Origin of the sequence: Formosa undariae, assembly GCF_042427615.1 — a bacterium.
In the GTDB taxonomy this organism is placed as follows: Bacteria; Bacteroidota; Bacteroidia; order Flavobacteriales; family Flavobacteriaceae; genus Formosa; species Formosa undariae.
This window is the reverse complement of sequence record NZ_JBHMEZ010000001.1, coordinates 505,961-519,676: the sequence shown is the minus strand read 5'-3', so window position 1 is coordinate 519,676 and position 13,716 is coordinate 505,961. Positions and strand designations below refer to the sequence as shown.

General features: G+C 33.2%; 13 protein-coding genes. 5 read left to right on the top strand and 8 right to left on the bottom strand.

Features of this window, described 5'->3' with window-relative positions; all coding sequences use genetic code 11:
- Positions 1-149: 149 nt before the first annotated feature.
- The 7 genes from ACFFVB_RS02285 to purN all read right to left on the bottom strand — a co-directional run bounded on the left by ACFFVB_RS02285 (position 150) and on the right by purN (position 7,616).
- Positions 150-755 carry a hypothetical protein gene (locus tag ACFFVB_RS02285; RefSeq protein ID WP_382380748.1) on the bottom strand — a complete coding sequence of 202 codons (606 nt, stop codon included), beginning with the start codon at positions 753-755 and terminating at the stop codon, positions 150-152.
- 461 nt (positions 756-1,216) lie between these two features.
- A complete protein-coding gene (locus ACFFVB_RS02280; protein ID WP_382380746.1) occupies positions 1,217-1,822 on the bottom strand; it encodes a hypothetical protein in 606 nt (201 codons plus the stop codon).
- Positions 1,823-2,231: 409 nt separating this feature from the next.
- Positions 2,232-2,837 (bottom strand): collagen binding domain-containing protein, encoded by a 606-nt coding sequence (locus ACFFVB_RS02275; protein ID WP_382380744.1) that lies wholly within the window; start codon positions 2,835-2,837, stop codon positions 2,232-2,234.
- 562 nt (positions 2,838-3,399) lie between these two features.
- A complete protein-coding gene (locus ACFFVB_RS02270) occupies positions 3,400-5,295 on the bottom strand; it encodes an amidophosphoribosyltransferase (RefSeq protein WP_382380742.1) in 1,896 nt (631 codons plus the stop codon).
- A 56-nt stretch (positions 5,296-5,351) separates the two neighbouring features.
- Entirely contained in the window at positions 5,352-6,278 is a 927-nt protein-coding gene (locus ACFFVB_RS02265) for a PfkB family carbohydrate kinase (RefSeq protein WP_382380740.1), read from the bottom strand.
- A gap of 108 nt (positions 6,279-6,386) precedes the next feature.
- Positions 6,387-7,022, bottom strand: coding sequence for a ribonuclease H1 domain-containing protein (locus ACFFVB_RS02260; protein WP_382380738.1), 636 nt, complete (start codon positions 7,020-7,022; stop codon positions 6,387-6,389).
- Positions 7,023-7,052: 30 nt separating this feature from the next.
- Positions 7,053-7,616, bottom strand: a complete 564-nt coding sequence (gene purN, locus ACFFVB_RS02255) for a phosphoribosylglycinamide formyltransferase (protein WP_382380736.1) — start codon at positions 7,614-7,616, stop codon at positions 7,053-7,055.
- Positions 7,617-7,852: 236 nt separating this feature from the next.
- Here purN and ACFFVB_RS02250 point away from each other — a divergent pair, with 236 nt between their 5' ends.
- The 5 genes from ACFFVB_RS02250 (at position 7,853) to pyk (ending at position 12,157) form a co-directional block, all read left to right on the top strand.
- On the top strand, positions 7,853-8,086 hold the full coding sequence (locus ACFFVB_RS02250) for an acyl carrier protein (RefSeq protein ID WP_054728206.1): 234 nt from the start codon (positions 7,853-7,855) through the stop codon (positions 8,084-8,086).
- 12 nt (positions 8,087-8,098) lie between these two features.
- A complete protein-coding gene (gene fabF, locus ACFFVB_RS02245; RefSeq protein ID WP_382380733.1) occupies positions 8,099-9,352 on the top strand; it encodes a beta-ketoacyl-ACP synthase II in 1,254 nt (417 codons plus the stop codon).
- Positions 9,353-9,358: 6 nt separating this feature from the next.
- Entirely contained in the window at positions 9,359-10,099 is a 741-nt protein-coding gene (rnc, locus tag ACFFVB_RS02240) for a ribonuclease III (protein WP_382380731.1), read from the top strand.
- 139 nt (positions 10,100-10,238) lie between these two features.
- Positions 10,239-10,724: an IPExxxVDY family protein gene (locus tag ACFFVB_RS02235; protein WP_382380729.1), complete on the top strand. Its 486-nt coding sequence runs from the start codon at positions 10,239-10,241 to the stop codon at positions 10,722-10,724.
- Entirely contained in the window at positions 10,724-12,157 is a 1,434-nt protein-coding gene (gene pyk, locus ACFFVB_RS02230) for a pyruvate kinase (protein ID WP_382380728.1), read from the top strand. Before ACFFVB_RS02235 ends, pyk begins: the two co-directional genes overlap by 1 nt.
- Positions 12,158-12,322: 165 nt before the next feature.
- Here pyk and ACFFVB_RS02225 read toward each other — a convergent pair whose 3' ends face one another.
- Positions 12,323-13,696: a hypothetical protein gene (locus tag ACFFVB_RS02225; protein ID WP_382380726.1), complete on the bottom strand. Its 1,374-nt coding sequence runs from the start codon at positions 13,694-13,696 to the stop codon at positions 12,323-12,325.
- Positions 13,697-13,716 lie beyond the last annotated feature (20 nt).

Genomic DNA, 13,716 nt, shown 5'->3' with positions numbered 1-13,716 from the left:
AAGTGCAGACCTAATTTATATGGAATTACTGTGTTTACTTAAGGTCTTTCCAAACTGAAAATTTTAAGACATAAAAAAGGGTGGAAATTTATTTCCACCCTAATCATTAAACTAAATTTAAATAGTTATTGCTACTAATCTATGAAAACTTAGATTTTAAAGTGCTCGACGTAGCTTTGTCCGTCGGCATTTACAACCATTTTGTAGTTGCCCTTATGCGCTTTAGATACACGATATATACGTTCGATTTTTACAGTGTCTTCAATATTTTCAGAATGTAATAATTGGTATTTGTTTTCAATGTTACTCGTATAATAAATGTCGATTACTACATTTTTTTTGTCTAAATCTAATTTAGATAAGTAAATAAGATTGTTCTTAATGCGCGTAATTGGCTTGAATACCGATTTTTCGTTTGCACGATCAAAATTTACTTGGCCCAGAGAAACCGTAAAAGGAATATGTTTTATGAAATTTTCATTTTCATGTTCGAAATGGTAAGTGCCATTTGGTAATTCAGTAATATCAAATAGGCCACTAAAAGATCCCGATTTTTTAATTATTGTATTGTAAAGTAAAATACCTTCTTTATCTTTTATATTTAGAACCTGACCCGGTTGTACGTCATTTAATGTTAATGTTATTTGCGTTTTTGTGTTGTCGTCTTTGTTGGAAACTGTGATGTTTCCATAAGTCGATGCGAAACTTGAAGTTGTTGATAATAAGCAGATTGCGAGTATGATTATATTTTTCATAATTCTTTTATTGGCGATTAACAAAACAAATATATAAGGATTGTAGGGTTTGGAGCACATCGATATTGGTAACTATATGTGCTATCTTAACTAGTTAGTGTTGATTCGTTTATTGAATGCTATTCTATATAAAAATTAACCTGAAACAATTACAGGTCTAATAACAGGGAAGTAGAAGGAGTAATGAATAAAAAACAGTTCGTAGAATACCAAAATAAGATATACGTTTTATTGAAACTATAATATTATTCGAAAAGTAAAAAACAGGATCTAGAAACGATGATGCTTTTGGGAATAGTGTTTATTGTAATTTTTATGAAGTGTCTAAAGAAAATATGGTTTTAAGAGGAGTCGTTTTTAGCAGACTTTAGGGCATAAAAAAAGAGTGGAATAACCAGTTCCACTCTTACAAACAAACTAACTAAATTTAATAGTATAATAAATTAACTATATATTAAAAACTAGATTTTAAAGTGCTCAACGTAGCTTTGTCCGTCGGCATTTATAATAACTTTATAACTTCCATCTTCCTTACCAGATAAACGGTATGCACGCTCTATTTTTATAGTGTCTGAAATATTTTCAGTATGTAATAAAGTGTATTCCTCTGTATTTGCTTTTGAGTAGTATATGTTAAACTCTACATTTTCCTTATTTAACTCTAATTTAGAGAAGTAAATGTGATTATTTCTTAGGCTTACGAAAGGCTTATAAACCTTTTTTTCGTTTTTCTTATCGAATGTAGCTTCACCAGAATGAACATTAAAAGGGATGTGCGTTGTATAAGTCTCTTTTTCATGTTCGAAATGGTAAGTTCCATTTGGTAATTCAGTAATATCAAATTTATTATTGAATGCTCCAGATTTTACTAAAACAGTATTGAAAAGTAAAACACCTGCTTGATCTTTAATCGATAATTTCTGACCAGCTTTTACATCGTTTAGTGTCAATATAATTTCTACTTTAACTTTGTCATCTTTTTCAGAAAAAGATATCGTATTATAAGTAGAAGCAAAACTTGAAGTAAGTGCTAAAAGGCAGATTGTAAGTGCTAATATATTTTTCATAATTGTTTTTCTTAACGATTAACACTGCAAAGATATGAGGGTTACAGCTTCTAGAAAACAACAATATTGGCAACTTTATATGCTATTTTAACTGTTAAATTAATGTAAAGAACCTCATGGGATAATTGAGTATATGTTTGGGTTAATCTTGTGTATGTTTTTGCTTTTCTGAAAAATAACATGCAAGCCGTTGGTTTAATCTATAACAGAGAATTTTATTAAGAGGATTCTTCTGGGTGTATTATTTACTGTAAACGGTTAAGGATATACTAAGGTAGAATAGAGTGATATAAGGTATTTGCTTTAGGAAACTTTAGGGCATAAAAAAAGAGTGGAATAACCAGTTCCACTCTTACAAACAAACTAACTAAATTTAAAATAGTATAATAAATTAACTATATATTAAAAACTAGATTTTGAAGTGCTCAACGTAGCTTTGTCCGTTGGCATTTATAATAATTTTATAATCTCCTTTTTTATTTTCAGATAAACGGTATGCACGTTCTATTTTCATAGTGTCTGAAATGTTTTCACTGTGTAGTAAAGCGTATTCATCTGTATTTGCGCCTAAATAATAGATGTTAAATTGTACATTCTCTTTATCTAATTCTAATTTAGAGAAATAAATGTGGTTGTCTTTTAAACTTACAAAAGGCTTGTACATTTTTATTTCGTTTTTTGTATCGAATGTCGCTTCACCAGATTTAACAGTAAAAGGAATATGTGTTGTGTAAATTTCTTTTTCGTGTTCGAAATGGTACGTTCCGTTTGGTAATTCAGTAATGTCAAATTTGTTATTGAAATCTCCTGATTTTACTAAAACCGTATTGAACAGTATAACGCCATCTTTATCTTTAATAGATAATTTCTGACCAGCTTTTACATTGTTTAATGATAATGTAATTTCTATTTTAGTTTTGTCGTCTTTTTTAGAAAAAGAGTTATCATTATAAGTAGATGCAAAACTTGAAGTAAGTGCTAAAAAGCAGATTGTAATTGTAAGTATATTTTTCATAATTGTTTTTCTTAATGTTGTACACTGCAAATATATGAGGGTTACAACTACTAGAAAACATCGATATTGGCACCTTTATGTGCTATATTAACTGTTAAATTAATGTAAACAAGGTCTTGGGGTAATTTTGCATATGTTTGGGTTAATCCGGTATATGTATTTATCTTTAGACTAAGAATCTTAAAAATATACGCTGTTAATTAAAGACCTTCCTTTTAGTATCTGCATTAAAAGAGTTCTAGATTAATTACGAGTCTGATTTTAAAAAAATAGTATACTTATTAATAGGAGTACTTATTTTATAAAGGTTCTATTTATAGAAAACAAATTCAGGTTAGGGTAGGTGTGAAGCGTGGATTAAGGTGAACTGAGATTTTAAAATACTGCAAAAAAAAAGGGAGAACGTTAGTTCTCCCTTTTTTGCCCCAAATCTACCATGAACTTAACCTACTTATGTTATGGTTCAGCCAAATTAGAGTATTTCTAAAGTATCAAATAATCTTTTAGATTAACTACTTTAAAATGAGATAAAACGCTTAATTATTAAGGTTTTATCCTGTTTTTAATATGCACGTTGGTTGTTACCTTCGAAAAAGTTAATGAAGGCTCTATTTACGACACGGTTACCACCAGGTGTTGGATAGTTTCCTGTAAAATACCAGTCACCTAAATTCTTAGGACATGCTTTATTTAAATTAGCTACACTTTGAAAAATAGTATGTACTTCAGCATTAATGGTGTCATCCGAAATTAGCACTGCTATTTTAGTCGAAATTTCATCATCTGTGAACTGATCGTATAAATCCTTAACAAAATTCTGAATTTTCGTATCTTTTAAATCGACTTGTGCTTTACATTTATTGTAAACCTCTTCAACTAAATGATATTTATTATTATCCTCAAGTAAGCTTAACATGGCTCTAAAGGCAACTAATCCTTCAAGTTTTGCCATATCAATACCATAACAATCTGGATAGCGAATTTGTGGGGCAGACGATACAACAACTATACGTTTAGGATGTAAACGATCTAGCATCCTGATTATACTTTTCTTTAATGTTGTTCCACGAACAATACTATCGTCTATAATAACAATGTTATCGGTATTTTTAATAACACCATAAGTTACATCGTAAACGTGTTCTACTAAATCGTCACGGCTACTATCTTCTGTAATAAATGTACGAAGTTTAGCATCTTTAATGGCGATTTTTTCAATTCTAGGACGTTCTTTTAAAATATCGGTAACTTGCTCTTCAGATAGATCTTTACCTTCAATTATAGCTTTGGTCTTTCTTTTATTTAAATAATCTTCTACCGATTCTATCATTCCGTAAAATGAAGATTCTGCAGTATTTGGAATATAAGAGAAAACTGAATTTTTAGTATCGTAATTAATCGTTTCAAGAACTTTAGGCATTAATAATTTACCTAATGTTTTACGCTCTTGATAGATTTCGGCATCGCTTCCTCTAGAGAAATAAATACGTTCGAAAGAACATGCTTTACGTTCTGTAGGTTCTAAAATCTTTTCAATTTTAACTTTTCCAGATTTTTTTGTAATGATAGCATGACCCGGATCTAATTCTTTAACTTGATCGAAATCAACATTAAAAACAGTTTGAATTACTGGACGTTCTGAAGCTACAACAACAACTTCGTCGTCTTGGTAATAATACGCTGGTCTAATTCCCGCAGGATCACGTAAAACAAAAGAATCTCCATGACCTAACATTCCGGCCATAGCATAACCTCCATCGAAATTCTTAGCTGCTCTTTTTAAAATTTTACCAACATTTAAGCGTTCCGCAATTATAGGAGAGCATTCCGTTTTAGATAAACCTTCCGCTTTTAATTGCTTGTATTTTTTAGCAACAGCATCGTCTAAGAAATGACCGATTTTCTCCATTATAGTAATGGTATCTGCTTTTTCTTTTGGATGTTGTCCAATACGAATTAAGTTATCGAATAACTCGGTAACATTGGTCATATTAAAGTTACCAGCAAGAATTAAATTCCTGTGCATCCAGTTGTTTTGTCTTAAAAACGGGTGTACACTTTCTACACTGTTTTTCCCAAAAGTTCCGTAACGTACATGTCCTAAAAGCACTTCGCCTATATACGGAATATGTCTTTTTTGAAGAGCCACATCGTCGTTATATTCTGGGTTATCTAGTAATTCTTGATTAATCCTTTCGTTAATTTGAGCGAATATATCTTGAATAGGTTGTTGAGCATTAGATCTTACTCTGCTTATGTAGCGTTCTCCGGGTTGAGTGTCTAATTTAATACTTGCAAAACCAGCACCATCTTGACCACGATTGTGTTGTTTTTCCATCATTAGATACATTTTATTTACGCCATAAAATGCAGTACCATATTTTTCTTTATAGTATTCTAATGGTTTTAAAAGTCTTATGAGTGCTATACCGCATTCATGTTTTAAAGCATCGCTCATTGGTATGTATTATAAAATTAATTAAAAAACGCGCTTTTTTACAAGCGCGCGTTTTTTTATGATAAATCTATATTAAATGTTGTTAACTCCTTAAACTGTTGCAGTCGGAGATTAAGTTCGTCGGTTTTGACTTTTTGTAAGCGTTCTGTTCCAAATTCTTCTACACAAAAAGAGGCTAATGCCGAACCATAAATAATGGCTGTTTTCATGTTTTCGAATGTGTAATCGCCTGAATTAGCTAAGAAACCTGCAAACCCTCCAGCAAAAGTATCTCCGGCTCCAGTTGGATCGAATACGCTTTTTAATGGTAAAGCTGGTGCAGAGAAAATTTCGTCTTTATGAAATAATAAAGCACCATGTTCTCCTTTTTTAATAACCACATATTGTGGTCCTAATTCAAAGATTTTTTGTGCCGCATTAACTAAAGAGTATTCTCCGGTTAATTGTCTTGCTTCTTCATCGTTAATAGTAAGTACGTCTATTCGAGCAATTACTTTATGTAAATCTTCAAGGGCATTGTCCATCCAAAAATCCATAGTATCTAGGATTGCTAATTTTGGCTTAGTCGTCATTTGGTCTAAAACACCAAGTTGTACTAAGGGATGTAAGTTTCCTAACATAACCACTTCTGCACTTTTATAGGCTTCAGGGACAATAGGATTAAAATCGGCTAATACATTTAGTTCTGTCACTAAAGTATCTCGAGTATTCATGTCGTAATGGTAACGGCCACTCCAGAAGAATGTTTTTCCGTCTTTTACGATTTCTAGACCTGAGATGTCGATGTTTCTGTTAGATAATAATTCGAGATAGTCTTGCGGGAAATCGTTTCCTACTACAGAAACGACAGCACTGTCTAAATTAAACTGCGAAGCAGATAACCCGATGTAAGTGGCAGCGCCACCAAGAATTTTGTCAGTTTTTCCGAATGGGGTTTCAATAGCATCAAAAGCTACGGTCCCAACGATTACTAATTGGCTCATAAGGAGGTGTCAAATTTTTTGGCAAATATAGCCTTTATGTATGAATAGCGGTAATATAATCTTCTTAAAATAAAACCAAATTATATTCTAGTAATGAGGTTGTTATAATTATTTTCTACCAAAATCTGCAGGAATTTCTCCCCAGGCTTTAGTTTCCCATTTTACTATTGTTGTTACGTAGTCGTTATTTTTAAGCCAACTTACAGCACGATCTATCAAATCGAACACATCTTTATTTTTGTCGGTACGCTCTAATTTGGTGTTACAATTTTTCTTTTTCACCCAACTCATAGCTGTCCTAGAATCGGTGTAAATTAAAAGATTACTATTATTTTTTTTAAGCAATGCCAAGCCGTGAACAATTGCCAGAAACTCACCGATGTTGTTAGTACCTTGTTTAAAAGGACCTTGTATAAAAAGTTGTCTTTTCGATTTTGTCTCTACGCCACGATATTCCATAATACCGGGATTACCACTAGAAGCTGCATCTACAGCAATGGAGTTGTAATTGGGCCGCCCTATTTTTTTTAGTGCTTCAGAAGTTAATCCACTTGTAAACGATTTATTGCCAATAAAATCTTTAGGACTGCTATTTAAAGCTTGTTTTGCGGCAGCTAAAGTTGGAAAAGATTTGTAAACAGCACTTGGATAATCTTTGGTTTGCGCCTTACAAGCATTCCAAGTTTCATAAACTCCTGGTTTATGGCCTTTCCAAACGGTATAATATTTCTTTTTTTTCGACATGTAATTACCTGAAAAACGAGTTTATGTGTTTTACTTTAAAAGTTGTTCGACAACTAGCGGAAAATGTTTCATTTCTAGCTCGTGAATTTTAGCAGCAACATCTTCGGCTGTATCTGTATTTAAAACAGGGCAAGTGGCTTGAAAAATGATGGCACCTTCATCGTAATTTTCATTTACATAGTGTATCGTAATACCAGTTTCTGTTTCTTTATTCGCGACTACAGCTTCATGAACATGCATCCCATACATGCCTTTTCCTCCAAATTTAGGTAGTAGTGCAGGATGGACGTTAATTACCTTATTCGGGTAGGTATTTAGGATGACTTCTGGGAATTTCCATAAAAAACCGGCCAAAACAATAAGATCTGGCTTTGCGCTTTCTAATAGGTTTAAAACGTCGTTAGTCTTAGTAAAGGCGACTCTGTTAAAGGATAATGCGCTTATGTCTAACTGCTTACATCTGTCTATCACTTTGGCATGGGGATTGTTGGTAAGAACAAGCATTACTGAAGCATCAGATTTTGTTTTAAAATATTTTATTAAGTTTTCAGCATTCGATCCCGATCCAGAAGCGAAAATTACAATACGTTTCATGTGTTATAGTTTTTGTTTTAAAAGTATTAAAATCGTTGTAAACACTGATGGTTAGTCCTTGTAAGGGCACACCTATTTATTTATAATATGAGGCGTAAATTAAAATACTTTTGTGCAAAATTAAATTACTTCAGTTTAAATTTGTTAATTTACATTCACTATTTTCAAACTAAAAGCGTGTTTTAAAATAAAGTTTTTTATTTTTGCACCTTATTTAAAACTTAAAATTAAAGATTATGTCAGACATTGCATCAAGAGTAAAAGCGATTATCGTAGACAAATTAGGTGTTGATGAAAACGAAGTTGTTACTGAAGCTAGCTTCACAAACGACCTAGGAGCAGATTCATTAGACACTGTAGAATTAATTATGGAATTCGAAAAAGAATTCGATATTCAAATTCCAGATGATCAAGCAGAAAACATTGCAACAGTTGGTCAAGCTATTACTTATATAGAAGCTGCAAAATAAGGAGAGATTTTTATGGAACTAAAGCGAGTAGTAGTTACAGGTTTAGGAGCGCTAACTCCGATTGGAAATACCAAGGATGAATATTGGGATGCTCTAATTAGCGGGAAAAGTGGGGCTGGGCCTATAACTTATTTTGATGCTGAAAAGTTCAAAACTAAATTCGCTTGCGAATTAAAAAACTTTAATCCTACCGATTTTCTTGACAGAAAAGAGGCTCGTAAGATGGATAGATTCACACAGTACGCTATGGTAGCTTCAGACGAAGCTATCTTAGATGCTAAGTTAGATCTAAACGTTGTTAACAAATTACGAGTAGGTGTAATTTGGGGCGCTGGAATTGGTGGTTTAGAAACATTTCAAAACGAAGTATTAAACTTTGCGGCAGGCGATGGTTCACCACGATTTAACCCATTTTTTATACCTAAAATGATTGCGGATATAGCACCAGGTAACATTTCCATTAAACATGGATTTATGGGACCTAACTATACAACAGTTTCGGCATGTGCTTCTTCTGCAAATGCAATGATAGACGCTCTAAACTATATACGTTTAGGACAGTGTGATGTTATTGTTACAGGAGGTAGTGAAGCCGCTGTTACTATTGCAGGAATGGGTGGTTTTAATGCGATGCATGCATTATCTACAAGAAACGAAAGTCCAGAAACAGCATCTAGACCTTTTGACGCAACCCGAGATGGTTTTGTATTAGGAGAAGGCGCAGGGGCAATTATTCTTGAAGAATATGAGCATGCAAAAGCAAGAGGCGCTAAAATTTATGCAGAAGTTATGGGTGGCGGAATGTCATCAGATGCATATCATATGACGGCACCACATCCGGAAGGTATAGGCGTTATAGCTGTAATGAGAAATTGTTTAGAAAATGCAGGTTTAAAACCAGAAGATGTAGACCATATTAATACACATGGAACTTCTACACCTCTTGGGGATGTGGCCGAACTAAAAGCAATTTCTGAAGTTTTTGGTAAACATGCTAAAAACATCAACATTAATTCAACAAAGTCAATGACTGGTCACTTGTTAGGTGCGGCTGGTGCTATAGAGTCTATTGCTGCTATTTTGGCAATGGAGCATGGTATCGTTCCTCCAACAATTAATCACGAAGTTGTAGACGAAAGAATTGATCCAGAATTAAACTTAACACTTAACAAAGCTCAAAAACGCGATGTTAAAGTTGTTATGAGTAATACTTTTGGATTTGGCGGTCACAACGCTTGTGTATTATTCAGAAAATTAGAAGACTAAAATCGAATGAAATACATTCGTAACATATTAAATTCCCGTTTTAAAAATAACGGGAATTTTTTTGTTTCTCTTACCAAAATTTTAGGTTTCAGACCTAAAAATGAAAGCTACTATCGGACGGCTTTTACCCATCGCTCTATGAATATTAGAGACAAAAAGGGTAATGCTATTAATTACGAACGATTAGAGTTTTTAGGAGACGCCATGTTGGGTTCTGTAATTGCTTCACATTTATATAAAGAAGCGCCTGCAGGAGACGAAGGGTATCTTACTAAAATGCGCTCTAAAATTGTTAGCCGAGAACATCTAAACGAACTTGGTCGTGATTTACATTTAATAGATTTAATCGAAAGTAAAATTCCGAAGGGTCAATTTGGCGACAATATTCACGGGAATTTATTCGAAGCTTTGGTTGGTGCAATTTATTTGGATGGAGGCTTTAAATACTGCGAGAAATTTATTTACAAACGGATAATTGATCCTTTTGTAGATATTGAAAAACTAGAAGGTAAAGTAATTAGTTATAAAAGCTTACTTATCGAATGGTGCCAGAAAGAAAAGAAAACATTCGAGTATAATGTGTACGACGATACAGGAATTGATCAAGTAAGACATTTTGCCGTAAAACTAGCTATCGATAAAAAAATTGTAGCTAAAGCACGCGCAACTTCCAAAAAGAAAGCCGAAGAAAAAGCTTCTAAGCGTGCATTTTTTGTGTTTCAAAACGAAATTTCTAAAGTTAACTAGCTACAAGACATTTAGCAGGATTTTTTATGAATTATATCGTAAACTAAAACGATTTCGTAAAAATATAACAATAAGTTAAGCCTAAAGTTAATTTATTAACGCTTATAAATGTTATCTTTACATAGATAACGTAACGATTATGGCCATTCATAAACTTAATCTTGAGGACTTTCTAGAAGACGTCGATTATATTTTAATTGCCATACATAGTAGATTAGAAGATTATAGATTAGCTTATTATATAAATAGTAAGTTAAAATTAAATCTAGTAAGAAGAGCTCAAGATATTGATTACAAATATTTTTCTGCTGCTTATCCCATTTTTGAATGGAAGGATGACTTAAATTTAATTACATATAATTTAGTGTCCAATATCTGTAAACGCGAAGAAGATAGCTTACATAGCTCAGGTTCTCTGTTTGCAAACGAAGAAAAAATTATAAAGTCTTATAACTTGGTTCCGGAGTTAAAAAATGTAGATTATTTAATGAAGATTACAAAGGAAGACTTACAAATAAGTGAACAATTAATAGTAAATAAAATCCAACAAATACCTGAAGTTATTACAACTTATATGGTAAATGTGGATCAGTTAAAATCGAAAGACAATTTAATTTTTAATTAATGTTGAAAAGAAAAAAGACCAAAATAGTGGCCACCCTAGGGCCAGCGACGAGTACGAAAGAAGTTTTAAAAGGGATGTTAGACGAAGGTGCTGACGTATTTAGAATTAATTTTTCTCATGCTGATTATGCAGATGTCGCAGAACGTGTTAAAATGATTCGTGAGTTAAATGATGAATTCGGTTACAATGCTGCGATCTTAGGTGATTTACAAGGTCCTAAGCTTCGTGTAGGTGTAATGAAAGGTGAGGTTTTTGTAAACCCTGGAGACGAGATTATCTTCGCTACTGGCGAAAGGTTTGAAGGAACTAAGGAACGTGTTTACATGACTTACAAACAATTCCCTCAAGATGCTAAAGCAGGTGAACGTATTCTTCTTGACGACGGAAAATTAATTTTTGAAGTTGTATCTACAAACGAGATAGACGAAGTTACAGCAAGAGTTATTCAAGGAGGTCCGTTAAAGTCTAAAAAAGGTGTTAACCTTCCTAATACAAATATCTCGCAGCCAGCACTTACCGAAAAAGATATAGAAGATGCTATTTTTGCATGTTCTTTAAAGGTAGATTGGATGGCATTATCTTTTGTGCGTCATGCCGAAGATTTAATGCAATTACAAGAACTTATTAAAGAACATAGTGAGGAAAAAATTCCTATAATTGCTAAAATCGAAAAACCAGAAGCGGTAGAAAATATCGATAAAATTGTTGCGTATTGCGATGGTTTAATGGTAGCTCGTGGTGATTTAGGAGTTGAAATTCCTGCAGAAGAAGTACCATTAATTCAGAAGCAATTAGTACTATGTGCTAAAAAAGCAAGAATACCTGTTATTATTGCAACGCAAATGATGGAGACTATGATTGATAGTTTAACTCCAACACGTGCAGAAGTAAACGATGTTGCCAACTCTGTTATGGATGGTGCAGATGCCGTAATGCTTTCAGGAGAAACTTCTGTTGGACAATATCCAATTCAGGTTATTACACAAATGTCGAATATTATTAAGAGTGTAGAAGATTCACCACTTATAAAGGTGCCACAATCTCCACCTCATATTCGTACCAAACGTTATATTACAAAATCTATTTGTTTCCATGCCGCAAATATGGCAAACGAAATTAACGCACAGGCAATATCTACTTTAACAAATAGTGGGTATACAGCGTTCCAAATTTCAGCTTGGAGACCTTCAGCTCATATTCTAGTATTTACTTCTAATAGACGTATCTTAACGCAACTTAACTTGTTATGGGGTGTGAAAGCATTTTACTATGATAGATTTGTTAGTACAGACGAAACTATTGAAGATGTAAACAGATTAGCTTGCGAAAAAGGTTATTTAGAAGAAGGTAACATGTTAATTAGTTTAGCAGCTATGCCTATTCAAGATAAAGGAATGGTGAATACATTACGTGTAACTGAAATTAAGTTATAATTCACTATAAAATATAGTATTAAAAAAGCCTCATTAACACTGTTAATGAGGCTTTACTTTTGACTAATTCCTAATAAATTATGTAGTGGGTTTATTAGATGTTTACCCATTAAAAGACTGCCTTTTCAGACAGTCTTTTCTATTTATAATAAAGATATATTCGGTTTAGAAAACTCCAATAAAGTGGCTTCCTTCTATGTTTACTAATTCAGCACCTTTAGTAACCTCTCCTGTTTCTGTTTCTACAATGTAAATGTTTCCATTTTCACCTACAGCACCTTGAGTTAAGTAAATTTCTGTTCCATCAACCACAAAACCTTGGTATTGGAATAAGTAAAAATCTGGATCGTAAGGGATCGCATCAATCTTTTGAGCCGTTTTAGCGTTTAAATCTACTAAAGCAAAAAAGCCTTGAGCACCTGCTACTCCTTCTACAGAGTCATCATGACGGTAAGCGACTACCGCTTTACCATTAGAAGCTGGTCTCCAAGCAAGAATATATGCACCGTTTACGTTTAAAGCGTCGTCTAAATTAAAGTCGTATGAATCGTCGTATTGGTTATTAGCATCAATTTTTAAGATGTGAGAACCTTCTGGATCACTTTGGTTTGCTTGGTACACACTTCCATTATATTCGAAAGCATTAATACTACGGTAACCATTAGTATTTCCATGTCCTACTGCAGATGTAATTACTGTTGGATTTAACAAAGAAGGGTAATCTAAGACAATAGTTTTAGAACCTAAAATTGTGTAATCGCTATCACTTTCTGTAGTAGTAGGGTCAACTTTACTTAAACGACCACCAATATATAATTTATCTCCAGCTGCATTTAAAGTAGGCATATCAATTCTAGAGAAATAATAACCGTTTGCTTCTTCTTCTGCACTTAAAGGCACACTATGCTCTTCAAAATTTTTAATTAAAGAGTTCTCTAAATCTAAAGTAACTACACCAATCGTAGCATCTGTACGTACATAAGTATCGTCAGATATATCGTCTGGCGTACCGTTATCATCAATTGTGGGCTCAGCTACGTTAACATATACAGCAGCTCCTGTTTGGTCTCCGTCAAATAATTTAACCCATCTAGGTGCTGTTCCAACATATTGTGAAATGTTTACGTCTGTACCTAATTGTTGGAATGTATTTCCTCCTTGCACGTCGTATTTAGTATAATTACCACCAGTGTCTCCTGCATAGCTTATATTAAATATTGTGCTACCATCTTCAGAAGATTGTAATCTGGCAGTTCTGTTAGAAGGTGCTATAAAACCGTTTTCAAAAGGGTCTATAGACACTGTAGGGTCTTTAGCGTCTTCGCTGTTAATTGAGTAAATGTATGTACCGCCATTACCATCTCCTGGGTTAGTTCCCATTTTGGCACCGGCTACTGTTATCCATCTAGAATCTACTGCTGGTACTTCAGGATCTGTTGGATCCTCGTTTGTTGAATCATCACTACTACAAGCAGTCATTAATCCCATAGATAAAGCTATTCCTGTTAGTAATTTGTAATTTAAAAAGTTACGTTTCATATTGTGAATATTTATAATTT

Bases quoted from the DNA above. Each gene is read 5' to 3' on its own strand.
- ACFFVB_RS02260 (WP_382380738.1), bottom strand. From the start codon at position 7,022: ATGTCGAAAAAAAAGAAATATTATACCGTTTGGAAAGGCCATAAACCA.
- fabF (WP_382380733.1), top strand. From the start codon at position 8,099: ATGGAACTAAAGCGAGTAGTAGTTACAGGTTTAGGAGCGCTAACTCCG.
- ACFFVB_RS02275 (WP_382380744.1), bottom strand. From the start codon at position 2,837: ATGAAAAATATACTTACAATTACAATCTGCTTTTTAGCACTTACTTCA.
- ACFFVB_RS02250 (WP_054728206.1), top strand. From the start codon at position 7,853: ATGTCAGACATTGCATCAAGAGTAAAAGCGATTATCGTAGACAAATTA.
- ACFFVB_RS02280 (WP_382380746.1), bottom strand. From the start codon at position 1,822: ATGAAAAATATATTAGCACTTACAATCTGCCTTTTAGCACTTACTTCA.
- ACFFVB_RS02235 (WP_382380729.1), top strand. From the start codon at position 10,239: ATGGCCATTCATAAACTTAATCTTGAGGACTTTCTAGAAGACGTCGAT.
- ACFFVB_RS02285 (WP_382380748.1), bottom strand. From the start codon at position 755: ATGAAAAATATAATCATACTCGCAATCTGCTTATTATCAACAACTTCA.
- rnc (WP_382380731.1), top strand. From the start codon at position 9,359: ATGAAATACATTCGTAACATATTAAATTCCCGTTTTAAAAATAACGGG.
- purN (WP_382380736.1), bottom strand. From the start codon at position 7,616: ATGAAACGTATTGTAATTTTCGCTTCTGGATCGGGATCGAATGCTGAA.
- ACFFVB_RS02225 (WP_382380726.1), bottom strand. From the start codon at position 13,696: ATGAAACGTAACTTTTTAAATTACAAATTACTAACAGGAATAGCTTTA.
- ACFFVB_RS02270 (WP_382380742.1), bottom strand. From the start codon at position 5,295: ATGAGCGATGCTTTAAAACATGAATGCGGTATAGCACTCATAAGACTT.
- ACFFVB_RS02265 (WP_382380740.1), bottom strand. From the start codon at position 6,278: ATGAGCCAATTAGTAATCGTTGGGACCGTAGCTTTTGATGCTATTGAA.
- pyk (WP_382380728.1), top strand. From the start codon at position 10,724: ATGTTGAAAAGAAAAAAGACCAAAATAGTGGCCACCCTAGGGCCAGCG.